The sequence below is a fragment of the Streptomyces sp. NPDC031466 genome (assembly GCF_055581265.1).
Genome location: NZ_JBVIJT010000008.1, coordinates 255,800 through 280,208, shown reverse-complemented (window position 1 = coordinate 280,208; position 24,409 = coordinate 255,800). Strand labels below are relative to the sequence as shown.

The window sequence follows — 24,409 nt, the reverse complement described above, 5'->3', positions numbered from 1 at the left end:
GTCCTGGTGCCGTCCGGTGTTCTGGTGCGGCGTCGCCCGCGCGTCGCGGTGGCCATGCCCGGCACTCCGTACTCGTGTCGGCACTTCGTCCTCATGACGGCGAGCGTGTTGGCGTTACGGTTCTGCGCCGCCGGGCCGACGGAAGGCCGACGCCGGAGACCGACGTCCGGGAGGTCGACGCCGGCGCTCGATGCCGGTGCTCACCGTCACAGAAGGGAACGAGATACGGGGCGACGGGTTACGAAGGGCGGGCGATCACCGTGCCGCGAGGGTGAGTTGGGGATCATGGTTCCCGAGGGCCGCCAGCTCGCGCCCGAACGCGTCGGCGAGCCTCCGCGCGTGACCGGCGGGGGTGTGGCCCACCACGCAGAGGGTGAAGGTGCGCGCGTGGTCCACGAGCGCCAGGGTGACCGTCCCCGGGATCGGCACCTGCGGCAGCGGGATCACCCTCTTCAGCGGCGCGCCGTCCAAGGACCGGGCGCCGCGCGGCCACTTGATGGCGATGCAGGTCACGGGGGCCCAACGGGGTCTCCTGGACTCCATGACGAGCAGGCGCAGCGCCCAGGGGCCGAGCGCGGAGGCGGCGCCGATCAAGCGGGGGACGGTGCCCGCGCCGTACACCGGCCCCGAACCGGACAGCGTGGCACGGCAGGCCCTGAGCCGCTCCCGTGGGCCGTCGGCCGCCACGGGCAGCGGGAGCCGCACCACCGAGACGATGTTGCCGAGTTCCTCGCTCCGCTCCGGGGTGCGCAGGTCCACGGAGAAGATGCCGAACAGCGGGCGGGACGGTCCGGGCCAGGTGTCCGGCGCACCGTGGACGGCACGCAGGGCGCCCGCGGAGGAGGCCAGCAGCACCTCGTTGAGGGTCGCCCCGAGCCCCGGCAGGGCGCGGCGGGCCGCTCGAACGGCGTCCGCGTCGAGATCCACCCAGGCGAGGTCCCGCTGCGCGCGGGGCGGCCCGGGGTCGAGCGGCAGGGCACGCCCGGGCCGCACGCTGTCGAGGACGCGGCCGGTGCGCTTGGCCCACCTGGCGGGCGCCTCGCGTACGGGCCCGGTGGCCTGCGGCGTACGTACGGACCGCGCGCCGGCGTACGCGCCGTCGCGGCCGGCGGCGCCGTCGAGGAGTCCGCTCAGCAGGCGCTCCAAGGAGCGTCCGTCCATGAGGGAGTGGTGGGTGGTCAGGACGAGCGCGAACCGCTCCTGGGGGGCGTGCTCGCGTCCCGCGTGGACCAGGTGCAGGCGCCAGGGCGGCAACCCGTGGGGCACCGGCTCGGCGACCAGGCGGCCGAGCAGATCCGTGAACGCCGTGTCCTCCGCGTCCGCGTGCGGGACCTCGACGCGTGTCTCGACGACCTGGGTGCGGACGTCGAACGCGGCGGCCGGTGACCAGCGGTGGCGGCCCGTCCAGGTGGGAGGCGGTGGTCGCAGCAGCGTCCGGGACAGCAGAGGGGTCTCGCCCCAGCGGTCGGCCACCCGGTCGCGCAGATCATCCAGACGCGGCGGTCTTCCCTCGAACAGCAGGGCCATTCCGATGGGGGGTTCGGGGATCGCGCCGTTCCCGCAGAGGAGTTCCTCGACGGGCGTCAGGACGGTGCTGCCGACCGGGCCGGGGCACTTCACGCTTCGCATGAGGCGCCGGCGCCGCAGGAGGCGTCGATGACGGCGGCGATCTGGCTCAGCGTCGTGTCCAGGGTGACCTGGTCGTCGCTGAATTTCAGGCCGGTCCGGTTCTCCAGGGCGACGGCGAACTCGACCTGTGCGAGCGAGTCGAGGTCCGCGTCCTCCATCGTGGTGCTCGGCGTCAACTCCTCTGTCGCGCAGTTGAATTGGCCCGCCAAAACTTCCACGACAATGCTGTATCCCGTGCTCACTGCTGTCTCCTCGCGAGGTCGCTCGAACCGGCTGCTGCCACCGGCTGTAACTCTCGATCCTCGCGACAGGGCCGGGAATTACCGGCCGGAGGCGAACAATTCACCCGGACGAGGGGCCTGGGGGTCACCCTGGCCCGTCGCCGTCACCCTCACTCGACGGCGAGAACGCAGAGCTCATGCCCCTCCGGGTCGGTGAGGCACGTCCACAGGACATCGCCCTGGCCGAGATCGAGATCGGTGGCGCCGAGGGCCCGCAACCGGGCCACCTCCGCCGCCTTGTCGTCGCCGGGGTACGGCAGCAGGTCGAGGTGGACGCGGTCCGGCACCCGCTTGGCGCCGGGCGTGCGCAGGAACTCCAGGTAGGGGCCGCTCCCCTTGGCGGAGCGCAACACCGCCTGGTCGTCGTCCACTTCGAGCAGGGACCAGTCCATGGCCTCGCCCCAGAACCGCGCCATGGCCCGCGGATCGGCGCAGTCGACCACGATCGCGGCGATCGGCCCGGTGTCCCGGTAGGCCTCCCGGGGCTCCAGTACGCAGAATTCGTTGCCCTCGGGGTCGGCGAGGACCGCCCACGGCACATCGCCCTGCCCGACGTCCACGGGTGTGGCGCCAAGGGCCCGGAGGCGGGCGACCAACTCCGCCTGGTGGTCCGCGGAGGTGGTGGCGAGGTCGAGGTGCACGCGGTTCTTGGCCGCCGTCTTGGGGCCCGGGACCGGCACGACATCGACGCCGAGGGCAGCCGGGTCCGGCCAGACCAGGCCGCCGGCGGGCCCGACGTAGGTCGTCACGCCGGGGCTGTAGGCCTGCCAGCCGAGCGCCTGTGCCCAGAACCGGCCGACGGCCGCGGCGTCGAGGGCCTTGATGTTCACCTGTACGGGTCGCAGTGCCATACGGGCGATCCTATGCACGGCCCGAGGGGCCGGAAAAAGAGAAGGGCGGGAAGCTTCCGCGCTTCTCGCCACTCTCAACTTATAGCGCACCAGGGGCCTTGCGGCAAGGCCCCGTTCGTACCGCAGAATGCTCCCTCAAGCTCATGACCTGCGGAAAAGACGGGCTCGCGCAGCCTCGTCGGATGGATGTCATTGATGATGGACGCGATGGACGTGATCGTGGTGGGCGGCGGGCCGACCGGTCTGATGCTGGCCGCCGAGCTGCGGCTGCACGACGTGCGCGTGGTCGTGCTGGAGCGACTGACCGAGCCGACCAAGGAGTCCCGGGGGCAGGGCCTGCACGTCCGCAGCGTCGAGGTGATGGACCAGCGCGGCCTGCTCGACCGGTTTCTCGCCACCAGCCAGAAGTTCCAGGCCGGTGGGTTGTTCGGCGGCATGCTGAAGCCGTGGCCGGACCAGTTGGACACGGCGCACCCCTACGGCATCGCCGCCCCGCAACCGGTCACCGAGCGGCTGCTCCACGAGCGCGCACGCGAACTGGGCACGGACATCCGGCGCGGCTGCGAGGTCGTCGGGCTGAGCCAGGACGAGGACGGGGTGAGCGTCGAGCTGGCGGACGGCACGCGGCTGCGCTCCCGCTATGTCGTCGGCTGCGACGGCGGGCGCAGCGTGGTGCGCAAGCTGATCGGGGTCGGCTTCCCCGGCGAGCCCGCCACCGTCGAGACGATGCTGGGCGACATGGAGATGACCGAGGACCCGGCGAAGGTCGCCGCCGTCGTGGCGGAGGTCCGCAAGACCCAGCTGCGGTTCGGCGTCGCGCCGGGCGAGGACGGGGTGTGCCGCGTCGTCGTGCCCGCCGACGGGGTGAGCGAGGACCGGGCGGCGCCGACCCTGGAGGAGTTCAAGCGGCAGCTGCGGGCGACGGCGGGCACCGACTTCGGGGTGCACTCGCCGCGCTGGCTCTCCCGGTTCGGCGACGCCACCCGGCAGGCCGAGCGCTACCGCGTCGGTCGGGTGCTGCTGGCGGGCGACGCGGCGCACATCCACCCGCCGACCGGTGGGCAGGGCCTCAACCTCGGGGTGCAGGACGCGTTCAACCTCGGCTGGAAGCTGGCCGCCGCGGTCGCCGGCTGGGCCCCGGAGGGGCTGCTCGACACCTACCACGCCGAACGGCACCCGGTGGGCGCCGCCGTGCTGGCCAACACGCGGGCGCAGATCACGCTGCTCGGCACCTCCCCGGGCGCGACCGCGCTGCGGGAGCTGTTCGGGAAGCTGCTCGACTTCGAGGAGGTGAACCGGTACGTCACCGGGCTCATCACCGCGGTCGACATCCGCTACGACTTCGGCGGGCCGGCGGCGGACCACGACCTGGTCGGCCGGCGGATGCGGGACGTGCAACTGAAGGAGGGCCGCCTCTACGAACTGATGCGCGGCGGCCGCGGTCTGCTGCTCGACCGGACCGGCCGGCTGTCGGTGGAGGGCTGGGCGGACCGGGTCGACCACGTCGTGGACGGGTGCGAGGAAGTGGACGCGTGCGGGGAAGGGGACGTGCCCGCGCTGCTGCTGCGGCCCGACGGTCACGTGGCGTGGGTCGGCGGGGAGCAGGAGGAGCTGCTGCGCCACCTGCCCACCTGGTTCGGCGCCGCCTGGTAAATCGTGTGCCCCGGCACGCCTCGGCGCGTTATCTTCGGCGGCATGAACGTCACCGGCACCAGCCGCACCGCGACCGCGCGAGCGACCAGCTCGCCGGTTGCCGCCGCCTGACGTACTCCTCTCCCACCGGCGACCGGAAACGGCCCGCCGGTGTCCCGTGGTCCTCCCGTCCCGGTTCCGGTGCAGCAGCGGGCCGTCGCCCGGCGCCTCTCCGCAGCGACGCGAAGGAACCACCGCCATGGACACCGAACGAATCGTCCGTACGTTCGTCGAGTACTACGAGGAGCGCGGGCACCGCCGGATCACCGGCTCGACCCTGCTGCCACCGCCCGGGGACCCGGTCCTGTTCACCACCTCGGGCATGCATCCGCTGATCCCGTATCTGGAGGGGCGCCCGCATCCGCTGGGCCGTCGGCTGGTCGACGTACAGCGGTGTCTGCGCACCACGGACCTGGAGGAGGTCGGCGACCCCACGCATCTGACCGTCTTCGAGATGCTCGGCACCTGGTCCCTCGGGGACTACGACGGCCGGCAGAGCCTCGAATGGGGGCACGGGCTGCTCACCGAGGGGTTCGGGGTCGACCCGGGGCTGCTGCACGCCACCGCCTTCGGCGGGGACGAACGGAGCGGACCCGACACCGACTCACTGGAGCTGTGGCAGTCACGCGGGGTGCCGGTGGAGCTGACCGTCGAGGACAACTGGTGGCCCGGCGACTCACCCGGTCCGTGCGGGCCCGACTCGGAGATCTTCCTGTGGACCGGCGACGGCCCGCCCGAGTCGACGCCAACGCGCGACGGCCGCTGGGTCGAGGTGTGGAACCACGTGATGATGAGCCACCGCCGGCTGCCCGACGGCTCCCTCGTGCCGCTGCGCCGGCGCAACGTGGACACCGGCCTCGGCCTGGAGCGGCTGGCCGCCCTGCTCCAGGGCCGGACGTCGGTCTTCGAGTGCGACGTCTTCGAGCCGTGGCGGCGGCTCGTGCCGGGACTGTGGCCGGTGGACGAGCCGTCGCTGCGGGTGGTCTGCGACCATCTGCGCTCGGCCGTGGTGGTGATCGGCGACGGGGTGCGCCCGGCCGCCACCGGACGCGGTTACGTGCTGCGCCGGCTGGTGCGGCGGGTGCTGACCGTGCTGTGGCGGGACGACCCCTCGCGCGGTCTCGGCGATCTGCCCGACGAGCTGGTCCGGCACACCCTGGACCGGTTCCGGCAGGAGGCCGGTCCTGACGAGGTGCGCCGGGTGCTCCTGGACGAGGAGCGCCGCTTCCGGCGGCTCCTGGAGCGCGGCCGTCGGGTGCTGGCCCGGCCGCGGTTCCGGGGCCCGCTGGACGAGGAGGACTTCCGCCATCTGCACGACACCCATGGGCTGCCGCGCGATCTGGTGACGGCCCTGCGGCCGCCGGGCTGAGGGCCTGGCGACGGCCTAGGAGCGGGCGTCCTCGTCGGCGCGTGCGGCGCGCTTGGCCGCCTCCTCTTCCCGCTTCTCCTTGATCCGCACCGCTTCCTTGCGGACCTCGGCCTGCGTGGCGCGCTCCTCGCGCAGCCAGCCGGGCATCTCGTCCTTCAGCGCGTCGATCTGCTCGGTGGTGAGGGGCTCGGTGATCCCGCCGCGGGCGAGGCCCGCGATGGAGACGCCGAGCTTGGCGGCGACCACGGGTCGGGGGTGCGGGCCGGTGCGCCGCAGTTCCTGGAGCCACTCGGGCGGGTCGGCCTGCAGCGCGTTCAGCTCGCTGCGCGAGACGACACCCTCCTGGAACTCGGCGGGTGTGGCCTGGAGGTACACACCCAGCTTCTTCGCCGCGGTCGCGGGCTTCATGGTCTGGGTGGTCTGGTGCGACGTCATGGGTCAAGGGTATCGAGCATGTGCGCTACTCCCGACCACGCCGGGTAGCCTGGCGAGGTGACAGGCTCGGAAGTAACCCCTTCGTTCCGGCTCGCCTACGTCCCGGGGGTGACACCCGCCAAGTGGGTGCGTATCTGGAACGAGCGGCTGCCCGACGTCCCGCTGACCCTTCTCCAGGTCTCCGCCGCCGAAGCACCTGACGTGCTGCGCACGGGGGGCGCCGACGCCGGATTCGTCCGGCTGCCGATCGACCGTACGGATCTCAGCGCCATCCCCCTCTACACCGAGACGACGGTCGTCGTGGTCCCCAAGGACCACGTGGTGACGGCCGTGGAAGAGGTGTCCCGCGAGGATCTGGTCGGGGAGATCGTGCTGCACCCGCTCGACGAGACGCTGGAGTGGGAGCGGCGCCCGGGGCTGCCCGCCCTGGAGCGCCCGGCCACCACCGAGGACGCGATCGAGCTGGTCGCCGCGGGCATCGGCGTACTCCTGGTGCCCCAGTCCCTGGCCCGGCTGCACCACCGCAAGGACCTCACCTACCGGCCCGTGACCGACGCCCCCGAGTCCCGCGTCGCCCTGTCGTGGCCGGAGGCCGGGACCACGGACCTGGTGGAGGACTTCATCGGGATCGTCCGCGGCCGCACGGTGAACAGTTCGCGGGGCCGCACGCAGGGTCCCGCCAAGGACAAGCCGCAGGCCAAGGCCGCCCCCAAGGCCGCGGCCAAGGCGAAGGCGGGCGACAAGGGCCGGCGCGGGGCGCCCGCCCGGCAGCCGAAGGGCGCCAAGCCGGCCGCCAAGCGCGGCAAGCCCCGCCGCCGGTCGTAGTCGGCCGCGAGCACGTGAAAGGGCCTCCCGCCACTGCGCGGGAGGCCCTTTCACGACTGTGTGCCGGGCGTCAGCCCAGGATCGCCAGCGCCTGGTTGAGCGTCTCGGACGGACGCATGACCGCGGCGGCCTTGGCGGCGTCCGGCTGGTAGTAGCCGCCGATGTCGGCCGGCGAGCCCTGCACCGCGATCAGCTCGTCGACGATGGTCTGCTCCTGCTCGGCCAGCGTCTTGGCCAGCGCCGCGAACGCCTCGGCGAGCTGCGCGTCCTCGGTCTGCTTCGCCAGCTCCTGCGCCCAGTAGAGGGCGAGGTAGAAGTGGCTGCCGCGGTTGTCGATGCCACCGAGGCGGCGGCTCGGCGACTTGTCGTTCTCCAGGAACGTGGCCGTGGCGCGGTCCAGGGTGTCGGCGAGGATCTGCGCGCGGGCATTGCCCGTGGTGGTGGCCAGGTGCTCGAAGCTGACGGCGAGGGCGAGGAACTCACCCAGGCTGTCCCAGCGCAGGTAGTTCTCCTTGACGAGCTGCTGGACGTGCTTCGGGGCGGAGCCGCCGGCGCCCGTCTCGAAGAGGCCGCCGCCGTTCATCAGCGGGACGACCGAGAGCATCTTGGCGCTGGTGCCCAGCTCCAGGATCGGGAACAGGTCGGTGAGGTAGTCGCGCAGGACGTTGCCGGTGACGGAGATGGTGTCCTCGCCGCGGCGGATGCGCTCCAGGGAGAACGCGGTGGCGTCGACCGGCGACATGATCCGGATGTCCAGGCCCGCGGTGTCGTGGTCGGCGAGGTACTGGCGGACCTTGCCGATGAGCACGGCGTCGTGGGCGCGGGTCTCGTCCAGCCAGAACACGGCGGGGCTGCCGGTGGCGCGGGCGCGGGTGACGGCGAGCTTGACCCAGTCCTGGATCGGGGCGTCCTTGGTCTGGCACATGCGGAAGATGTCACCGGCGGAGACGGCCTGCTCCAGGACGACCTTGCCGGCGCCGTCGAGGACGCGCACGGTGCCGGTGGTCTGGACCTCGAAGGTCTTGTCGTGGCTGCCGTACTCCTCGGCCTTCTGCGCCATCAGGCCGACGTTCGGGACGGAGCCCATGGTCGAGGGGTCGAAGGCGCCGTTGGCGCGGCAGTCGTCGATGACGACCTGGTAGATGCCGGCGTAGCTGCTGTCGGGCAGCACGGCGAGGGTGTCCTGCTCCTCGCCGTCCGGGCCCCACATGTGGCCGGAGGTGCGGATCATCGCCGGCATGGAGGCGTCGACGATGACGTCACTCGGGACGTGCAGGTTGGTGATGCCCTTGTCGGAGTCGACCATGGCCAGCTCCGGGCCCTCGGCCAGCTCGGCCTCGAAGGACGCCTTGATCTTGTCGCCCTCGGGGAGGGACTCCAGGCCCTTGAAGATGCCGCCCAGGCCGTCGTTCGGGGTCAGACCGGCGGCGGCCAGGGTCTCGCCGTACGCGGCGAAGGTCTTCGGGAAGAAGGCGCGGACCACGTGGCCGAAGACGATCGGGTCGGAGACCTTCATCATCGTGGCCTTGAGGTGCACGGAGAACAGGACGCCCTGGGACTTGGCGCGGGCGACCTGCTGCTTGAGGAACTCGCGCAGCGCGGCGACGCGCATGACGGAGGCGTCGACGACCTCGCCCGGCAGGACCGGTACGGACTCGCGCAGGACGGTGGTGGAGCCGTCGTCACCGGTCAGCTCGATGCGCAGCGCGCCGGCCTCGGTGATCACCGCGGACTTCTCGGTGGAGCGGAAGTCGTTCTCGCCCATGGTGGCGACGTTCGTCTTCGACTCGGACGACCAGGCGCCCATGCGGTGCGGGTGGGCCTTGGCGTAGTTCTTGACCGACGCGGGGGCGCGGCGGTCGGAGTTGCCCTCGCGCAGGACCGGGTTGACGGCGCTGCCCTTGACCTTGTCGTAACGGGCGCGGATGTCGCGCTCCTCGTCGGTCTTCGGGTCGTCCGGGTAGTCGGGGAGCGCGTAGCCCTGACCCTGCAGCTCGGCGACCGCGGCCTTCAGCTGCGGGATCGAGGCCGAGATGTTGGGCAGCTTGATGATGTTCGCCCCGGGCGTCTTGGCGAGCTCGCCGAGCTCGGCGAGGGCGTCGTTGATGCGCTGGCCCTCCTCCAGACGCTCGGGGAAGCTCGCGATGATCCGGCCCGCGAGCGAGATGTCGCGGGTCTCCACGCTGACGCCCGCGGTCGAGGCGTAGGCCTGGACGACCGGCAAGAAGGAATGGGTCGCCAGGGCCGGGGCCTCGTCAGTGTGGGTGTAGATGATGGTCGAGTCAGTCACCGGGTGCTCCGCTCCGCGTCTGCAACATTTCTCGACATCAAGATACCTCGTACCTCCCCCGTGAAGGACAGGGCCCCGGGCATTCCCAGCTGCGTAGACAGTGTCTACGAAATGTAGTAGACACTGTCTATGAGCGAGAGAGCGCCTACGGGCGAGCAGGACGCGGGGCTGCGGGCCCGGCTGGTGGACGCCGGCGTCGGACTTCTGGCGGCGGAGGGGGTGCAGGCGCTGACCCTGCGGGAGATCGCCCGCAGGGCGGGGGTCTCGCACGGCGCTCCCCGGCGCCACTTCCCCACACATGTGGCGTTGCTGTCCGCCATCGCGCGCCGGGGCTACGCCGAACTGGCCGAGCGCGTGGCCGGGGCCGCCGCCGACGGGGACGCCCGTACGCGGCTGACGGCGCTGAGCCGCGCCTATCTCGGCTTCGCGGCGGAGCACCCCGGCATGTTCGAGCTGATGTTCCGCCACGACCTGCTGGAGAGCGACGGGCTCGGACTGCGGGAGACCAGCCTGCCGCTCTTCGACGTGCTGGTCGCTCTGGTCGCCGAGGCCCGCCCGGCGTCCGGCGCGGGGGCGCGGGTCGCCGCGGGCGCGCTGTGGGCGAACCTGCACGGCATCGCGCAGCTGTGGGGATGGGGCAGCCTGCGGCTCGCGACGGGGGCGGCGGACGTGGAGCCCCTGATCGCGGCCGCGCTCGACGCGCACCTCGGTCCGGGGCCGGCGTGAGCGCGGGCCCCGGGGTACAGCGGAACCTGACCCTCGCGTGCAGCGTGCTCGGCGCCATGCTCGTCGCCCTGGACGGCACGGTGCTGACCGTCGTACAGCCCGCCCTCCAGCGCGATCTGGACGCCTCCTTCGCCCAGGTGCAGTGGACGAGCACCGGGTACCTGATCGCCGTCGCGGGCCTGCTGGTCTTCGCGGGGCGCCTCGGCGACCGGTACGGGCACCGGCGGATCTTCGCCGTCGGGACCCTCGGGTTCGCGCTCGCGTCGGCAGGGATCGGCCTCTCGTCCGGCGTCGGCTGGGTGATCGGGCTGCGTGTCGCCCAGGGCGTCTGTGGCGCGCTGCTCCAGCCCGCCACACTCGGGATGCTGCGGGCGGCGTACCCGCCGGAGAGACTCGGGATGCCGATCGCGGTGCGCACGAGCGCCATCGGGTTCGCGGCGGCGGCCGGGCCGGTGCTGGGCGGGGCGCTCGCCACGCTGCTGGGCTGGCGCTCGGTGTTCTTCCTCGGCGTCGTGCCGGCGCTGGTCATCGGCGTACTGGCCTGGGCGATACGAGTGCCCGCGCCACCCCGCGAGGGACCCGCGCCGGGCCTCGACGTGCCCGGCGCCGCGCTGCTCGCGGTGACGCTGGCCTGCCTCGTGCACACCCTGGTCGGCGTCCCGGAGACCGGCTGGACGACGGCGACCGCACTGGGCTGCGGCGGGGCGGCGGTCACCGGGGCCGTGTTCCTGCGGCACGAGCGCCGGGCGGCGAGCCCGCTGGTGCCGCCCCGCCTTGTCGCGTCGGCCGCGGTCGGGCCCGCCCTCGGGATTCTGGTGGCGGCGTCGGCGGCGATGTTCGGGGCGCTGTTCGTGGCGACGTACTTCCTTCAGGACGTGCTGGCGCTGACTCCGCTGCACAGCGCGCTGCGGGCGCTGCCGCTCGCGCTGATGATGGTGGTGAGCGCGCCGCTCGCGGCGGTACTGCTGCGGCGGTACGGGCCGCGGCGCACGATCATGGCCGCGATGGCGCTGCTCGCCCTCGGTGTCCTCGCCCTGTCCCGGCTGGACCAGGCGTCGGGCCCGCCGACGACCGGCGGCGCTTTCATGCTGGTCGGCGCGGGATTCGGCACGGTGATGGTCGCCGCGACGGCCGTCGTCGTACGACACGCCCCGGTCGCCGACGCGGGGGTGGCGGGCGGCCTCCAGCAGACCGCGATGAACATCGGCCCCACGCTGGGCATCGCCGCGGCCACCACGCTGATGACCACCCTCGCCGCCCCGGCCGCGCACCCCCAAGGCAGGGGGCCCCACTGGACGGACGGCGCCTTCCTCTCCGCGATGGGCCCGACCCTGACGGTCCTCGCGGCAGTCGCGGCGCTCGGCGCGGTGGCGGCGACGAGGCTGCCGCGGCGGGCCGACCCACGGGCCGGCGTCTCCCCGACGGCGGCGCCACCACCCCGGCCGACGGCGGAAATCCCCTCGCGGGGATAGCGGCCACTGCCCGTGTCTGGCCACTGCCTGTGTCCACGGCGCCGAGGACCTGGAGGTGTCGCCCTCTCGCGGGGCGCGGCCACCCTTGGCCGGACGGGCGGGGCACCTCCAGGTGTCGGCCTCCCTGCGCGGTCCGCCCTAACGGCCCGCGTTCGTGGCGTCCCGCAGCGCCGTGTCCACCATGCGCAGCGTCGCCCGTGCCTGCGCCTGGTGGCTCTCCTCGCTGTCCACGCGCAGCGTGAAGGCGGCGCTGGCCACGGCCGCGGCGCCGTCCGGGGTCACGCCGCCTTCGGAGACGCAGCCCAGGCTGGTGCCGCCATGGAACCAGATGCCGTCCCGCAGGCCGGCCACAGGCCGCCAGGCCACGCCGAGGCCGTAGCGGACGCCGTCGGCCGGTATCCAGTCCCGCACGGGAACCGTCCGCTTCATTGCCGCGAGCTGCGCGGGGCGCAGCAACCGCCCGCCGAACAGGGCGCGCAGAAATGTTCCGTGGTCGCGGACCGTGGAGATGAGGCAGCCGTCGGCCCCGCCGCCGAAACCGAGGGTGGTGTCGATCGGCCCGGTGCCGTGGGGGAAGTACGTGTAGCCGGTGGCCGTCGGGTTCGGCACGTACGGCGAGGTCCCGGGGGTGAAGGTGTGGCGCAGGCCCAGCGGTTCGATGATCCGCTCGTGGACCTCCTGGGCCCAGGGGTGTCCGGTGACGGCCTCGATGAGCAGTCCGGCGACGACGTAGTTCGTGTTGGAGTACCGCCAGCGCCGCTCCCCCGCCGGGTCGTCGGCGTCGGGAAGCCAGCGCGGCGGCTCGCCGAGGGCCGCCGTCACCTGTTCCTCGGGGGTCTGCGAGTGGAAGCGGTGGGCGCGGTAGGCCTCCGGGGTGAGGTCGCCCGGGTCCGCCCCGAGGGCGATGTAGTCGTTCAGGCCGCTGGTCTGGCGCAGCAGGTTGGTGACGGTGATCCGGCGCCCGTCGTTGCCGTGACCGCGGATCAGCCCGGGCAGCCGGTGCTCGACGGTGTCGGTGAGCTTCAGCCGTCCCTCGCCGACGAGTTGGAGGACGACGGCGGCCGTGTACGTCTTGGTGTCGCTGCCGATGCGGTAGTACGCGTTCCAGGGCACCGGGTCCTTCGCCGCGAGGTCGGCGACGCCCGCGCGGGCGGCCGTGCGGCCGTGCGGGCCCCGCACCTCGGCGAGGACGCCGCTCACGCCGGTGGCGAGGACGGCGTCGACGCCGCGCTGGAGGTCGTGCCCGCGTCGGGGCGCGGCGGCGGAGGCGGCAGGGACCGCCGCCCCCGTGAGCAGCGCCGCCGCGGCGGCCGTCAGTCCGGTGCGCCGGCTGATCTGCGTTCCGGTGCGCCTGCTGGTCTCCGTCATGAGCGTGTCTCCGGCTTCGGGCGGGTGAGGTCCGCGGCGGGCAGCTTCCCGTCGCGCAGGTAGGGGTGGACGGCCCGGTCGGCACAGGGGAAGGGCGTGAGGCCGTCGCCCCAACTCGGCGTGTCGCGGACCTTCTCGGGTGGTAACGGGTCGGTGGCGGCGGTCACGCCGCTCGCGAGGAGACCGGCGAAACCCAGGCCCGCGGTGACTGCTGACGCGACGCGCATCGTGCTCCTTGGTTCGGTGTCCGTCGCTCCGGACGGGGGCCGGAGGAGTGATCACCACGCTAGGAACCCCGGCGCCGCCGGACCATCGGGCCAGCGGGACGATCTTCCCTGGGGCCAGCACCAGTACGGGCCCGGTGGTTCCCCCGACACCGCGGCTTGACCTGGAGTCCGCTCCAACTCCTAAGGTCGAGCCGACCCATGGAGCACCAGCCAGGAGGTACCACCATGACCGGCCTTCCCACCCGCCGCCTCGGCGCGCTGACCGTCTCGGCCCAGGGACTGGGGTGCATGGGGATGAGCCACGCCTACGGCGCCGCGGACGACACCCAGTCGATCGCGACGATCCACCGCGCCCTCGACCTCGGCGTCACCCTGCTCGACACCTCCGACTTCTACGGCAGCGGCCACAACGAGGAGCTGATCGGCCGCGCCCTCGCCGGCCCCCGCCGCGAACAGGCCGTCGTCGCCACGAAGTTCGGCTTCGCCAACCGCCTCGGCGATCCGCTGCGGATACGGGGCGACGCCGCCTACGTGCGCGAGGCCTGTGACGCCTCGCTGCGCCGCCTCGGCGTCGACCACATCGACCTGTACTACGTGCACCGGGTGGACAGGACCGTGCCGATCGAGGAGACCGTCGGCGCGCTCGCCGAGCTGGTGGAGGCGGGCAAGGTGCGCCACCTCGGGCTCTCCGAAGCCAGTGCGCGCACGATCCGCCGGGCGCACGCCGTGCATCCGATCGCCGCGCTGCAGAGCGAGTGGTCCCTGTGGACCCGGGATCTGGAGGCGGAGATCGCGCCGGTCTGCCGGGAGCTGGGCATCGGCCTCGTGCCGTTCTCCCCGCTCGGCCGCGGCTTCCTCACCGGCCGCTACACCTCGCTCGACGCGCTCCCCGAGGACGATCTGCGGCGCAACCAGCCCCGCTTCGCCGACGGCAACCTGGAGCGGAACCTGGCCATCGTCGACACCCTGAACGCGCTCGCCGCCGAGAAGGGCGTCACCGCCGGGCAGCTCGCGCTCGCCTGGGTGCAGCACCGCGGCGACGACGTCGTGCCGATCCCGGGCACGCGGCGCGAGAAGTACCTGGAGGAGAACGTCGCTGCCGCCACGATCGAGCTGTCCGCCGAGGACCTCGCGGCGATCGACGCGGCGGTGCCCGAGGGCAAGGTCGCGGGCACCCGGTACGACGAGCGCAGCATGTCGGTCGTCGACAAGTAGCGGCTAACCTGCCGGTATGGCCCTCCCCCACCCCGTCCCCGAGGCCCTGGCCCATCTCGCGGGCGAGTGGCGGGTGACCCGCGCGGTCCGTGATCTCGCCGCCGGGTCCGAGGGCCGCTTCACCGGTACGACGCGCTTCACGCCGCTGCCCGCCCCGGACGGCGCCGGGCTGCTGCACCACGAGTCGGGCGTCTTCACCTGGCGCGGCACCGCGCGCCCCGCCGAGCGCACCCTGCGCTTCCTGCCCGGCGAGGTCCCGGGCACGGCCCGGGTGGAGTTCGCCGACGGGCGCTTCTTCCACGACCTGGATCTGCGCTCGGGCCACCACATCGCGGACCACCCCTGCGCCGCGGATCTCTACCGCGGCGAGTTCGAGGTGTACGACGCGGACCGCTGGCGCACCCGGTGGCGGGTGGGCGGCCCCGCCAAGGACCTGCTGCTCGTCACGGACTACGTACGCGTCCGGGCGCGCGCCGAGGCGGCCCCGCGCCGGATCACTGCTCGCCCAGCGCCATCCACTTCCGCGGAGTCTCCAGCACCTTGAAGCCCACCTTTTCGTAGACCCCGTGCGCGTCGGCCGTGGCCAGGAGCACCCGGCGCAGGCCGAAGGGCTCCAGGTGCGCGCGGACCGCGTCGACGAGCGCGGTGCCGAGGCCCTTGCCGCGCGCGGCCGGGCAGACGTACACGTCGCAGAGCCAGGCGAAGGTGGCCCGGTCGGTCACCACCCGGGCGTACGCGACCTGCTCGCCGGTGACCGCGTCGTACGCGCCGAAGTTCAGCGACCCCGCGATGGCCGCGTCCTGCTTGGCGCGGGTGCGGCCGAGGGCCCAGTACGCGTCCGTGGACAGCCACGCGTGGACGCGGGCCGCGTCGACGCGGGCGGGATCGGCCGAGATCTCGTACTCCCCGTGGAGCGTGACACTGTCGTTCATCCCCCGACCCTGACAGCAGCGCCCGCGTGAAGTCGAGCGTGTTTCGCCTGGTGGGACGGGGGATACCCGGTCAGCCCCCCACTTCGTCGCAGGCCTCGCGGAGCCGGCGCACCCCCTCGCCGATCTCCCCCACCCCCGCGACCGCCGCGAAGCTCAGCCGGACGTACGCCGCTGGGGGCTCCGCCGCGAAGTACGGGCGGCCGGGGGCCACGGCGACGCCCGCGCGCAGGGCGGCGGCGGCCAGTGCCGCCTCGTCCGCGCCGTCGGGCAGCCGCACCCACAGGTTGTAGCCGCCCGCGGGGATGTGCGGCATGGCGACCTCGGGCAGCCGCAGCCGCAGCGCCGCGGCCATCGCGTCCCTGCGCACCTTCAACTCGCCCGAGACGGCCCGCAGATGGCGCGGCCAGGCCGGGGAGCCGACCAGTTCGAGCGCGGCCTCCTGGAGCGGCCTCGGCACGAAGAAGTGGTCGACGACCTGGATGGCGCGGAGCCGTTCCAGGACCGGTCCGCGGGCCGCGAGGGCGCTCACGCGGAAACTCGGTGAGGTGGCCTTGGTGAGCGAGCAGACGTGGACGACCACGCCGTCCTGGTCGTCGGCGCACAGCGGGCGCGGCAGCGGCCCGGCGTCCTCGTGGACGAGGCGGCGCACGAAGTCGTCCTCGACGACGAAGGCCCCCGCCTCGCGGGCGATCCGCAGCACCTCGGGGCGGCGCTCCGCGGACAGCACCGCTCCGGTCGGGTTCTGGAACAGCGGCTGGCAGACGAAGACCCGGGCGCCCGTCGCGCGGAACGCCGCCTGGAGGAGCTCGGGGCGCACCCCGTCCGTGTCGACGGGGACGGGCACGGGCCGCATGCCCGCCGCGCGGGCGATGGCCAACGTGCCCGGGTAGGTGGGCGATTCGACGAGCACCGGCGCCCCCGGCGGGGCGAGCGCCCGCAGCGCCGTCGTCAGCGCGCTCTGCCCGCCGGCCGTGATCAGCACCTCGGCGGCCGTCAGCGCCCCGCCCAGTCCGCGCGCGAACCACTCCCGCAGCTCCGGCAGGCCGTCGACCGGGGGCCGCCCCCACGCCCCGGGGCGGCGCCCCGCCCGGGCGAGCGCCGCCGCCATCGCGCGTTCGGGTTGCAGCGCGGGGTCGAGGTAGCCGCCGTTGAACTCGATGACGCCCGGCGGCGGCGCGGCGAGCGTGGCGAGGACGCCGGACGCGTCGACCGCGCGCGGCACCAGCTCGGCCGCCGCGTCGGCGCTCAGGGACACCTCCTGCCACGAGGTGTCCCCGGCGGGCGCGGCGGGCGCCGGGAGCTCGGCGCGGAAGACGCCGGCGCCGGGGCGGGTGACGACGAGCCCTTCGGCGGCCAGCTGCGCCAGGGCCCGCGACACGGTCACCGGGCTGACCCGGAACCGCTCGATGAGCGTCCGACTCGATGGCAGCTTTCCACCAGGTGAGTAGCGGTCGAGCTCGCCCCGTAGCTGTTTCGCCAATTCGCCCACACTGCTACCGTCATGCATGACAGCACAGGATAGCGCTACTCGCCCGAGGCGGATAGCGGTCGCCGAGACCTCCACGGCCACGGCGACCCCCACGACGACAAGCACCCCGCACGGCGCCCACGGCTCCCGCCGCCTCGGTACCGTGCTGGCCGCCCTCGGCGTCACCGCCTTCTCGCTCACCTTCCCCGCCACCGCCTGGGGCCTGGAGGGCTTCGGCCCCTGGAGCCTGGTGACGCTGCGCGGCGCGCTCAGCGCCCTCATCGCGGGCGGCTGCCTGCTCGCGCTGCGCGTACCGGTGCCGCACCGCCGGCACTGGGCGGGGCTCGCGGTGGTCGGCGCCGGTGTCGTCGTCGGCTTCCCGCTGCTGACCACGCTCGCCCTGCAGACCTCCACCACCGCGCACGCGGCCGTGGTCGTCGGCCTGCTCCCGCTGACGACCGCCGTCCTGTCGGCGCTGCGCACCGGGGCGCGGCCCTCGCGCGCGTTCTGGGCGGCGGCGCTCGCCGGGGCCGCCGCGGTCATCGCGTTCACGGTGCAGCAGAGCGGCGGCACGCTGTCCGCCGCCGACCTCTACCTCTTCGGCGCACTGTTGATCTGCGCGGCAGGCTACACCGAGGGCGGCCGGCTGGCCCGCGAGATGCCGGGCTGGCAGGTCATCGGCTGGGGTCTGGTGCTGTGCCTGCCGCTCAACGCCGTGGGTGCGGCGATCGCCCTCCAGCACGAGTCGTTCCAACTCAACGGGCACAGCACGGCGGGCCTGCTCTACTCCGCGATCGGCTCGCAGTTCCTCGGCCTGGTCGTCTGGTACCGGGGCATGGCGGCCATCGGCGTCCCCAAGGCGAGCCAGCTCCAGCTCGCCCAGCCGCTGCTGACCCTGGTCTGGTCGGTGTTCCTGCTCGGCGAGCACCTGCCCGTCGCCGCCCCGCTGACCGCGGCGGCGGTGCTCGTGTGCATCGCGGTCACCCAACGGGCGCGCGGCTGATCCCGGGCCCGCCCGCGCCGGCGCCATCGGCGGCCACCCGTCGTAGACTGACGGCCACGGAACGCGACCGTCGAGAGGGACGAGGGAGCACTCCACATGCGCGCAACCGCAGGTGACAAGCTGGTGCTGCACGGCAGGGTCGTCGGGCAGAGCGACCGGATCGCGGAGGTCGTCGAGGTCCTGGGCGCGGACGGCGGCCCGCCGTACCGGGTCCGGTTCGAGAACGGGCACGAGACGCTGGTCTCGCCGGGCCCCGACAGCGTCGTACGGCATCAGGACCCGGCGAGCTAGCCGGGTAGGGATCTCAGCGCGGCGGTTTCGCCGGCTCCTGGTAGTGGTCGGCGACCACCCGTGCCATCGCGCCGATCCGGTCGACGCCGACCTCCTTGGCCGAGAAGTACACGTGCCCGCGCACCTCGTCGAAGCCCTCGGCGTACGTGAGGTGGCGGGACAGCTCCGCGGGGTCCTGCCAGGCCGCGGGCTGCGCCGGGTCGCCCGCCTTGTAGAGGGCCTCGCCGATGTACAGGCGTACGCCCGTGCCGCGCACCACGTCGCTCCACCACGGGACCAGCTTGGCGTAGTCCGCCGCCGGGAAGCCGATGTTCCAGTACACCTGCGGCACGATGTAGTCGAGCCAGCCCTTCTTCACCCAGCCGCGGGTGTCCGCGTACAGGTCGTCGTACGTCTGGACGCCCGCCCGGGTGTCCGAGCCGGTCGGGTCGGTCGCGAGGTTGCGCCAGACCGCGAAGGGACTGACCCCGAACTGGGTGCGCCCCCGGGTCTTCTTGATCCGGCCGGACATCTCCCGCACCAGCCGGTCGATGTTGTCGCGCCGCCAGGAGGCGCGGTCGGGGAAGCCGCCGCCGTGGCGGGCGAAGGCCTCGTCGTCGTCGAAGGTCTGGCCCGCGACGGGGTACGGGTAGAAGTAGTCGTCCCAGTGCACCGCGTCCAGCGGATAGCGGCGCACGGCGTCGAGCATCGCGTCCTGCACGAAGCGCCGCACCTCGGGCAGGCCCGGGTTGTAGTAGAGCTTCCCGCCGTAGGGCACCACCCAGTCGGGGTGCACGCGCGCGGGGTGCGAGGCGATGAGGCGCGAGGGGTCGGTGTGGTTGGCGATCCGGAACGGGTTGAACCACGCGTGCAGCTCCAGGCCCCTGCGGTGCGCCTCGCTCACCGCGGTGCCCAGCGGGTCCCAGCCCGGGTCCTTGCCCTGCGTGCCGGTGAGGTACTCCGACCACGGCTCGTACCGCGAGGGCCACAGCGCGTCGGCGGTGGGCCGCACCTGGAAGACCACCGCGTTGAGTCTGCGGTTCACCGCGGCATCGAGGTGGGCCATCAGCTCGGCGCGCTGCTGCTGCGCGGGCAGGCCCGGCTTCGAGGGCCAGTCGCGGTTGACCACGGTCGCCAGCCACATCGCCCGCAGCTCGCGCTCCTTCTTGCGGCGCCGGCCGGGGGCCGCAGCCGCCTGTCCCGCCGTCGCCAGGCCCGCGATCGCCGCCGCGGCCGCCACCGAGAAACCTCGGCGTGACATACGCCTCATCTGTACGCCCCTCAGTTCGCTGTGTCCGGCCCCTTTCGCCGGGTTGCGGACAGCATGCCCGACCCGGCACGCCATGGACCCCTCATCGCGGAGTAACGTTCACGGCCGAGGCAGGCACCGCATCCATTCGGGGGACGGGGGACCTGCCGGCCCCATTGATCAGCGAAAGGCACGAGGTGACCGACTCCATGACCGATATCGCACGCGTCGGAGTGGTGGGCTGTGGCCAGATGGGCGCCGGAATCGCAGAGGTCTGCGCCCGCTCCGGACTGGATGTGAAGGTCGCGGAGACCACCGGCGAGGCCCTGGAGATCGGCCGTACCCGGCTGTACAACTCGCTCTCCAAGGCGGCCGAGCGCGGCAAGATCTCCGAGGAGGAGCGCGACGCGACGCTGGAGCGCCTGAGCTTCACCACGGACCTCGGCGAGTTCGCCGACCGTGACCTCGTCATCGAGGCCGTGGTGGAGAACGAGCAGGTCAAGACCGAGATCTTCCAGGTGCTCGACCAGGTGGTGACCCGGCAGGACGCGATCCTCGCCTCCAACACCTCCTCCATCCCGCTGGTGAAGCTGGCCGTCGCGACCTCGCGGCCGGACCAGGTCATCGGCATCCACTTCTTCAACCCGGCGCCGGTGCAGCAGCTCGTGGAGCTGATCCCGGCGCTGACCACGTCCGAGGGCACCATCAGCCGGGCGCAGGTCATGGTGGAGAAGGTCCTCGGCAAGCACGCGATCCGCGCCCAGGACCGCTCGGGCTTCGTGGTCAACGCGCTGCTCATCCCGTATCTGCTCTCCGCGATCCGGATGTTCGAGTCGGGCATCGCGAGCCGCGAGGACATCGACAACGGCATGGAGATGGGCTGCGCCCACCCGATGGGCCCGCTCAAGCTCAGCGACCTGATCGGCCTGGACACGGTCGCCTCGGTCGCCGACTCGATGTACATGGAGTACAAGGAACCGCTGTACGCCGCTCCCCCGCTGCTCCAGCGGATGGTCGACGCGGGCCGCCTCGGCCGGAAGTCCGGCTCGGGCTTCTACACGTACGGCTGACACCCGGTGTGAATTGCTCCGCGCCGACGGGCCCGGCACTCCTTCGAGTGCCGGGCCCGCGGCGTTCACACACCGTGTGCGCGGTGGGCTCGCATATGCCCGTCGCACACGCTCCCGCCCGCTCCACCAGGCGAGTTGACTGCCCGTGCGGATGAAGGGGGGACGCGCCACTACAGAGAGGAGTGCCCTCGTGACCATCGACGGCGAGAGTGCCGTGGTCCCGGAAGAACTCGCCGAGCTGCGCCGCAGCCTGGACGTGGGCCTGGCCCGCGTCGACGGACGGCTGGCGTTGCTCACTCAGCACGACGAGCAGACCGCCAAGAACGTGGCGGCCTTGGAGGCCAAGGTCACCGCACTGGAGCACACGCGCTGGCCGCTGCCCACGATCGTCGCCCTCGCGTCGGTCGCGGCGTTCGCCGTCGCGTTCTGGCAGGCCATGGGCCGCTAGCCGGGGCCCTGGCCGAGATGCGTGTCCTGGCCGGCGTGCGCGTCCTGGCCGAGACGCAGATGGTGCAGGAGGAGCAGCGCCGCGGCCATGTTGGCGGCCGGGACCTCGCCGCGGGCCACCATGTCGGGGACGAGCTTGAGAGGGACCCACTCACGGCGGTCCGACTCGAAGTCGTCCTCGGGATGGCCGACGTAGGTCCCCTCGTCGGACCAGTAGATGTGGTGCCGGGCGTCGGTGAGCCCGTTGGAGGGCTCGACGCTCATGAGGTGCCGCAGCGGGCCCGGCCGCCAGCCGGTCTCCTCCTCCATCTCTCGTGCCGCCGCGTACGCGATGTCCTCGCCGTCCTCGACGACGCCTGCCGCGAGCTCCCAGCCCCAGCTGTCGGTGATGAAGCGGTGCCGCCACAGGAGCAGCACCTCGTTGGCGTCGTTGACGACGGTGGCCACGGCCACGGGCCGCATCCGGATGAGGAAGTGGTCCAGGTGCCGGCCGTCGGGCAGCTCCACGTCTGCCAGATTGACCGTGAACCATCGATTTCCATACACAGTTTGTTCGCTCTGTTTCGTCCACTGCACGGTTCTGCCACCTTCCGCCGAGTAGATGGCAATATCGCAGCAGGGGAAGACCGCAGAGCAGGGTGCGCGGCGGAGCGTCAGGGGGTCACAGCGGCACGCGCAGGGCCCCGTCGATGAGGGCGGCCGCCTCGGCGGTGCCCGCGCAGTCGCTGCGGACGAGGTGCTCGCGCACGGCGCGCAACCGGTCGCGCAGCCGCTGCGACTCCATCCCGCGCGCCTGTTCCGCCATCTGCACGGCGGTGGCCACCGCCTCGTCGGTGTTCCCCTGCCGCAGTTCGATCTGGCTGAGCATGGCCAGCCGGTGGACCCTGCCCCGGTCGTGCGCCGGCGTGTCCACGGCGGCCGCGGCGTGTTCATGGGCGCCGGCCAGGTCCCCGAGGCTCAGCAGGGCCTCCGCCACTTGTACGTTGACGAGCCCGGGCTGGACATAACCGGTCTCGTCCGGCTCGCGGCCCCGCAGGATGCGGTCGGCGGCGGCCTCCGCACGCCGGATGCACGACAGCGCGCTCCTGCCGTCGCCCAGGTGTGCGTACGCCTTGGCCTGCATCGCGTACAGGTCGGAGGCGAGCGCCGGGGTCAGGTCGCGGCCCGCGGCCCGCAGCGCCGCCTCGGCGAACGCCACGGCCTGGCGGTATTCGCGCATGAACAGCGACTGGTTGACCAGCAGCGCGATGACGTACGCCCCAAGTCCCCGGTCGCCGCTGGCCTTTGCCAGCCGCAGGGCCTGGTGGAAGTAGCGCTGGGCGAGGCCGTGGGCGTCGGAGTCGTAGGCGCAGATACCCGCTATGGCCACCAACCCGCCCGTCGAGCGGTGCAGTTGGCGTCCCATCTCATCGGTGTAGCTGCCTCGCAGGAGGGGCGCCGCCTCCGCGTTCAGGAAGCCGACGATGCGGGTGCGGGTCGCGATGCCGCCGGTCTTGCGGTACATCTGCTCGTAGTGGGCGCGGGCGGCGCGCATCATGTCGATGTCGGCGGTGCTGACGGGGTGGTGTCCGCCCCGTGACACGTCGACGTCCTCGGGCGGGTTCTCCCACTCCCAGACCGGCATCACCGCGGGGGTGCCGGTGACCGCGGGCGCGCCGAGCAGGTGGGGCCGCTGCTGTTCGTCCGAGCGCCACAGGGCGGTGGCCCGCTCCACGAAGCCGGAGAGCGTGGAGGACGGCGCGCCGGCGCGGGCGGTAGCGGGAGTGCCGGGCAGGCCGAGGCCGATGTCGTCGAGGGTGACGGGCCGCCGCAACCGGGCGGCGAGCACCTCGCAGATCAGGTCGGGGACCTGACCGCGTGGGCGCTGGCCCTTCAACCACCGGGAGACGGCGGTGTGTTCGTAGCGCAGCGCGAGTCCTCTGGACTTCCCGGCCTGGTTCACATGTGCGGCAAGTCCCGCGTGCGAGATGCCGGCTTCGTCGAGGATCGCGTCGAGCAGGGTGTTGGGCTGCATGAATGCCCTCCGGTGGCTCGGTACTTCTCAGCGTAGTGGAGGCGCCTTCACACGGGGTGTGAACGGAGTGCCCGGGTCCGGGGGGTGTGCGCTCTGCCGCACGCCGTGTGGGCTCGCTTGACTCAAGGTGCCTCGTTCAGGAGAAGAGGCCGGTGGGCCGCCGGCTCCCCCCTCACGCAGTGCGGTGGCCCGTCCCGGCGCCGCCCGCCCCCGCCGTCTGCCCGACACCATGGCGGGGCGGGCGGCGTTCAGCTCGTCGTGCGGGCACGGCACTCCGGGTGCGGGGCGCGGGCCCGGGCACGGTCGTTGCGCAGGACGAGCAGTGTCGCGTCGTCGGTGGGCAACCTCCCGGTGTGCCGCAGCAGTTCGGCCTGCACCGCGTGGATGAGGCACTGCGGGGAGGGGGCACGGGCGGCCTCGGTGAGCGCGGCCTGGAGCGGGAAGAACTCCCCGGCCGCGTCGCGGGCGTCGGCCATGCCGTCCGTGTACAGGACGAGGGCCTCGCCGGGCAGCAGCCGGCCGCAGGACAGCACGGGCAGGTCGGCGGGGAGCGGGAAGGGGCCGAGCGGGGGCAGCGGGTCGGCGGCGGTGAGCGGCCGGGCGTGACCGCTCAACACAAAGGGCCAGGGGTGACCGCAGTTGAGCGCGGAGACCTCCCCGTCCCCGCTGATCTCCAGGAGCAGGACGGTGACGAACTCCTCGGCCGGCGGGGCATCCGGTACGACACCGCCGACGGGGTACTCGGCGCCCGCCCGCTCGTGCAGGTGCCGTGCCAGGGACCGCTCCAACCGGCGCAGGACCAGCGGCAGGTCGGGCTCGTCGTGGGCCGCCTCGCGGAAGCTGCCGAGGAGGGCGGCGACGGTCGCCATGGCGCCGATGCCGTGCCCCCGGACGTCGCCCATGACGACGCGTACGCCGTGTTCGCCGGCGACCACCTCGTACAGGTCGCCCCCGACAGAGGCGCCCTGTGCGGCCGAGAACCGTCCGGCGGCCAGGGCGAGGCCGTCGAGGCGGGACGGCAGGGGGCGCAGGAGTGCGTTCTGCGCGGCCCCGGCGACCTCGCGGACCTGCCGCAACTCCCGCAGCAGCGCCCGGCGGACGTGCACGATCAGTCCGGACCCGACCGCGAAGAAGACCGCGCTGCTGACGATCCGCGCCCCCATGCCGTTCTGCTGGGCGAGCGGGCAGAGCAGTTTGTACGTGACGGCCACGGCGCCCCAGACGGTCGGCAGCCCCAGCGTGAGCGGGCGGCGGAACCGCCTGCGCCCCGCCCGGGGAGGCAGCCGGGACGCGGCCCGGGGTCTGCCGATGCGCAGGACCGCGCTCCGGTCGCGGTCCCGGGGGCCTCGGCGTCCCGCGCCCGCCCTCGTCCTCGCCCCGGACCTCGCCCCGGTCCTCGCCCAGGACATCGAACGGCGGGGAGCCCCAGCCTTGATACGGATCACCATGCCGTCGGTCCCCCTAAGGCCCCGTCCAGCGCGCAGGCCGACCCCTACGGCCGCACTGATTCTGTCGACCGAGTGACCCGATCGGGCCAGGGTGAAGCCTGTTGTCACTCCAATGAGTGAGGGTCTCA

The 24,409-nt window shown here is 73.1% G+C and carries 24 protein-coding genes; 11 read left to right on the top strand and 13 right to left on the bottom strand.

The genetic code is table 11. From position 1 onward, the window contains the following. Positions 1 to 255: 255 nt before the first annotated feature. From ACZ5GP_RS21545 to ACZ5GP_RS21535, 3 genes are all read right to left on the bottom strand, one after another. Positions 256 to 1,629: a wax ester/triacylglycerol synthase domain-containing protein gene (locus ACZ5GP_RS21545; RefSeq protein ID WP_468752370.1), complete on the bottom strand. Its 1,374-nt coding sequence runs from the start codon at positions 1,627 to 1,629 to the stop codon at positions 256 to 258. Continuing rightward, the gene (locus tag ACZ5GP_RS21540) at positions 1,617 to 1,871 is read right to left on the bottom strand and encodes an acyl carrier protein (protein ID WP_468752369.1); all 255 of its coding nucleotides are present in this window, start codon (positions 1,869 to 1,871) and stop codon (positions 1,617 to 1,619) included. The genes ACZ5GP_RS21545 and ACZ5GP_RS21540 overlap by 13 nt, the downstream gene beginning before the upstream one ends. A gap of 149 nt (positions 1,872 to 2,020) precedes the next feature. After that, positions 2,021 to 2,761 (bottom strand): VOC family protein, encoded by a 741-nt coding sequence (locus ACZ5GP_RS21535; RefSeq protein ID WP_468752368.1) that lies wholly within the window; start codon positions 2,759 to 2,761, stop codon positions 2,021 to 2,023. 186 nt (positions 2,762 to 2,947) lie between these two features. Here ACZ5GP_RS21535 and rox point away from each other — a divergent pair, with 186 nt between their 5' ends. Both rox and ACZ5GP_RS21525 read left to right on the top strand, forming a co-directional pair. After that, a complete protein-coding gene (gene rox, locus ACZ5GP_RS21530) occupies positions 2,948 to 4,414 on the top strand; it encodes a rifampin monooxygenase (RefSeq protein WP_468752367.1) in 1,467 nt (488 codons plus the stop codon). Between the two features lie 238 nt (positions 4,415 to 4,652). Beyond that, the gene (locus tag ACZ5GP_RS21525) at positions 4,653 to 5,822 is read left to right on the top strand and encodes an alanine--tRNA ligase-related protein (RefSeq protein ID WP_468752366.1); all 1,170 of its coding nucleotides are present in this window, start codon (positions 4,653 to 4,655) and stop codon (positions 5,820 to 5,822) included. 15 nt (positions 5,823 to 5,837) lie between these two features. Here ACZ5GP_RS21525 and ACZ5GP_RS21520 read toward each other — a convergent pair whose 3' ends face one another. Next, on the bottom strand, positions 5,838 to 6,257 hold the full coding sequence (locus ACZ5GP_RS21520; RefSeq protein ID WP_468752365.1) for a DUF5997 family protein: 420 nt from the start codon (positions 6,255 to 6,257) through the stop codon (positions 5,838 to 5,840). Positions 6,258 to 6,314: 57 nt separating this feature from the next. Here ACZ5GP_RS21520 and ACZ5GP_RS21515 point away from each other — a divergent pair, with 57 nt between their 5' ends. After that, a complete protein-coding gene (locus ACZ5GP_RS21515) occupies positions 6,315 to 7,082 on the top strand; it encodes a LysR substrate-binding domain-containing protein (protein ID WP_468752364.1) in 768 nt (255 codons plus the stop codon). Between the two features lie 70 nt (positions 7,083 to 7,152). On the opposite strand, the gene ACZ5GP_RS21510 is transcribed toward ACZ5GP_RS21515, so the two are convergent. Then, entirely contained in the window at positions 7,153 to 9,372 is a 2,220-nt protein-coding gene (locus ACZ5GP_RS21510; RefSeq protein WP_468752363.1) for an NADP-dependent isocitrate dehydrogenase, read from the bottom strand. A gap of 129 nt (positions 9,373 to 9,501) precedes the next feature. Here ACZ5GP_RS21510 and ACZ5GP_RS21505 point away from each other — a divergent pair, with 129 nt between their 5' ends. Next, on the top strand, positions 9,502 to 10,098 hold the full coding sequence (locus tag ACZ5GP_RS21505; RefSeq protein ID WP_468752362.1) for a TetR/AcrR family transcriptional regulator: 597 nt from the start codon (positions 9,502 to 9,504) through the stop codon (positions 10,096 to 10,098). A 56-nt stretch (positions 10,099 to 10,154) separates the two neighbouring features. Continuing rightward, entirely contained in the window at positions 10,155 to 11,570 is a 1,416-nt protein-coding gene (locus tag ACZ5GP_RS21500) for an MFS transporter (RefSeq protein WP_468752541.1), read from the top strand. A 138-nt stretch (positions 11,571 to 11,708) separates the two neighbouring features. On the opposite strand, the gene ACZ5GP_RS21495 is transcribed toward ACZ5GP_RS21500, so the two are convergent. Together ACZ5GP_RS21495 and ACZ5GP_RS21490 are read right to left on the bottom strand one after the other, a co-directional pair. Next, the gene (locus ACZ5GP_RS21495; RefSeq protein ID WP_468752361.1) at positions 11,709 to 12,938 is read right to left on the bottom strand and encodes a serine hydrolase domain-containing protein; all 1,230 of its coding nucleotides are present in this window, start codon (positions 12,936 to 12,938) and stop codon (positions 11,709 to 11,711) included. After that, positions 12,935 to 13,165, bottom strand: coding sequence for a hypothetical protein (locus tag ACZ5GP_RS21490; protein WP_468752360.1), 231 nt, complete (start codon positions 13,163 to 13,165; stop codon positions 12,935 to 12,937). The genes ACZ5GP_RS21495 and ACZ5GP_RS21490 overlap by 4 nt, the downstream gene beginning before the upstream one ends. 225 nt (positions 13,166 to 13,390) lie before the next feature. On the opposite strand from ACZ5GP_RS21490, the gene ACZ5GP_RS21485 reads away from it, so the two are divergent. Continuing rightward, positions 13,391 to 14,380, top strand: coding sequence for an aldo/keto reductase (locus ACZ5GP_RS21485; protein ID WP_468752359.1), 990 nt, complete (start codon positions 13,391 to 13,393; stop codon positions 14,378 to 14,380). Positions 14,381 to 14,396: 16 nt separating this feature from the next. Continuing rightward, entirely contained in the window at positions 14,397 to 14,924 is a 528-nt protein-coding gene (locus ACZ5GP_RS21480) for a DUF6314 family protein (RefSeq protein ID WP_468752358.1), read from the top strand. On the opposite strand, the gene ACZ5GP_RS21475 is transcribed toward ACZ5GP_RS21480, so the two are convergent. Both ACZ5GP_RS21475 and ACZ5GP_RS21470 read right to left on the bottom strand, forming a co-directional pair. Further along, a complete protein-coding gene (locus tag ACZ5GP_RS21475; protein ID WP_468752357.1) occupies positions 14,875 to 15,312 on the bottom strand; it encodes a GNAT family N-acetyltransferase in 438 nt (145 codons plus the stop codon). The genes ACZ5GP_RS21480 and ACZ5GP_RS21475 overlap by 50 nt on opposite strands. Positions 15,313 to 15,382: 70 nt before the next feature. Beyond that, a complete protein-coding gene (locus ACZ5GP_RS21470) occupies positions 15,383 to 16,819 on the bottom strand; it encodes an aminotransferase-like domain-containing protein (protein ID WP_468752356.1) in 1,437 nt (478 codons plus the stop codon). Here ACZ5GP_RS21470 and ACZ5GP_RS21465 point away from each other — a divergent pair. Together ACZ5GP_RS21465 and ACZ5GP_RS21460 are read left to right on the top strand one after the other, a co-directional pair. Next, complete coding sequence (locus tag ACZ5GP_RS21465; RefSeq protein ID WP_468752355.1) at positions 16,818 to 17,783, top strand: DMT family transporter; 966 nt, start codon at positions 16,818 to 16,820, stop codon at positions 17,781 to 17,783. The genes ACZ5GP_RS21470 and ACZ5GP_RS21465 overlap by 2 nt on opposite strands. Before the next feature lie 96 nt (positions 17,784 to 17,879). Then, positions 17,880 to 18,074 carry a DUF1918 domain-containing protein gene (locus ACZ5GP_RS21460; protein ID WP_468752354.1) on the top strand — a complete coding sequence of 65 codons (195 nt, stop codon included), beginning with the start codon at positions 17,880 to 17,882 and terminating at the stop codon, positions 18,072 to 18,074. A 13-nt stretch (positions 18,075 to 18,087) separates the two neighbouring features. Here ACZ5GP_RS21460 and ACZ5GP_RS21455 read toward each other — a convergent pair whose 3' ends face one another. Continuing rightward, a complete protein-coding gene (locus ACZ5GP_RS21455) occupies positions 18,088 to 19,323 on the bottom strand; it encodes a glycoside hydrolase family 10-like protein (RefSeq protein ID WP_468752353.1) in 1,236 nt (411 codons plus the stop codon). 188 nt (positions 19,324 to 19,511) lie between these two features. Between ACZ5GP_RS21455 and ACZ5GP_RS21450 the strand changes: the two genes are divergently transcribed. Together ACZ5GP_RS21450 and ACZ5GP_RS21445 are read left to right on the top strand one after the other, a co-directional pair. Continuing rightward, on the top strand, positions 19,512 to 20,372 hold the full coding sequence (locus tag ACZ5GP_RS21450; RefSeq protein WP_468752352.1) for a 3-hydroxybutyryl-CoA dehydrogenase: 861 nt from the start codon (positions 19,512 to 19,514) through the stop codon (positions 20,370 to 20,372). Positions 20,373 to 20,562: 190 nt separating this feature from the next. Then, positions 20,563 to 20,820 carry a hypothetical protein gene (locus ACZ5GP_RS21445; protein WP_468752351.1) on the top strand — a complete coding sequence of 86 codons (258 nt, stop codon included), beginning with the start codon at positions 20,563 to 20,565 and terminating at the stop codon, positions 20,818 to 20,820. Here the strand turns inward: ACZ5GP_RS21445 and ACZ5GP_RS21440 are convergent. The 3 genes from ACZ5GP_RS21440 to ACZ5GP_RS21430 form a co-directional block, all read right to left on the bottom strand. Then, on the bottom strand, positions 20,817 to 21,395 hold the full coding sequence (locus ACZ5GP_RS21440; protein ID WP_468752350.1) for an NUDIX hydrolase: 579 nt from the start codon (positions 21,393 to 21,395) through the stop codon (positions 20,817 to 20,819). The genes ACZ5GP_RS21445 and ACZ5GP_RS21440 overlap by 4 nt on opposite strands. Positions 21,396 to 21,480: 85 nt before the next feature. Continuing rightward, entirely contained in the window at positions 21,481 to 22,833 is a 1,353-nt protein-coding gene (locus ACZ5GP_RS21435; RefSeq protein WP_468752349.1) for a transcriptional regulator, read from the bottom strand. A 248-nt stretch (positions 22,834 to 23,081) separates the two neighbouring features. Next, the gene (locus tag ACZ5GP_RS21430; protein WP_468752540.1) at positions 23,082 to 24,278 is read right to left on the bottom strand and encodes a PP2C family protein-serine/threonine phosphatase; all 1,197 of its coding nucleotides are present in this window, start codon (positions 24,276 to 24,278) and stop codon (positions 23,082 to 23,084) included. Between the last annotated feature and the right edge of the window lie 131 nt (positions 24,279 to 24,409).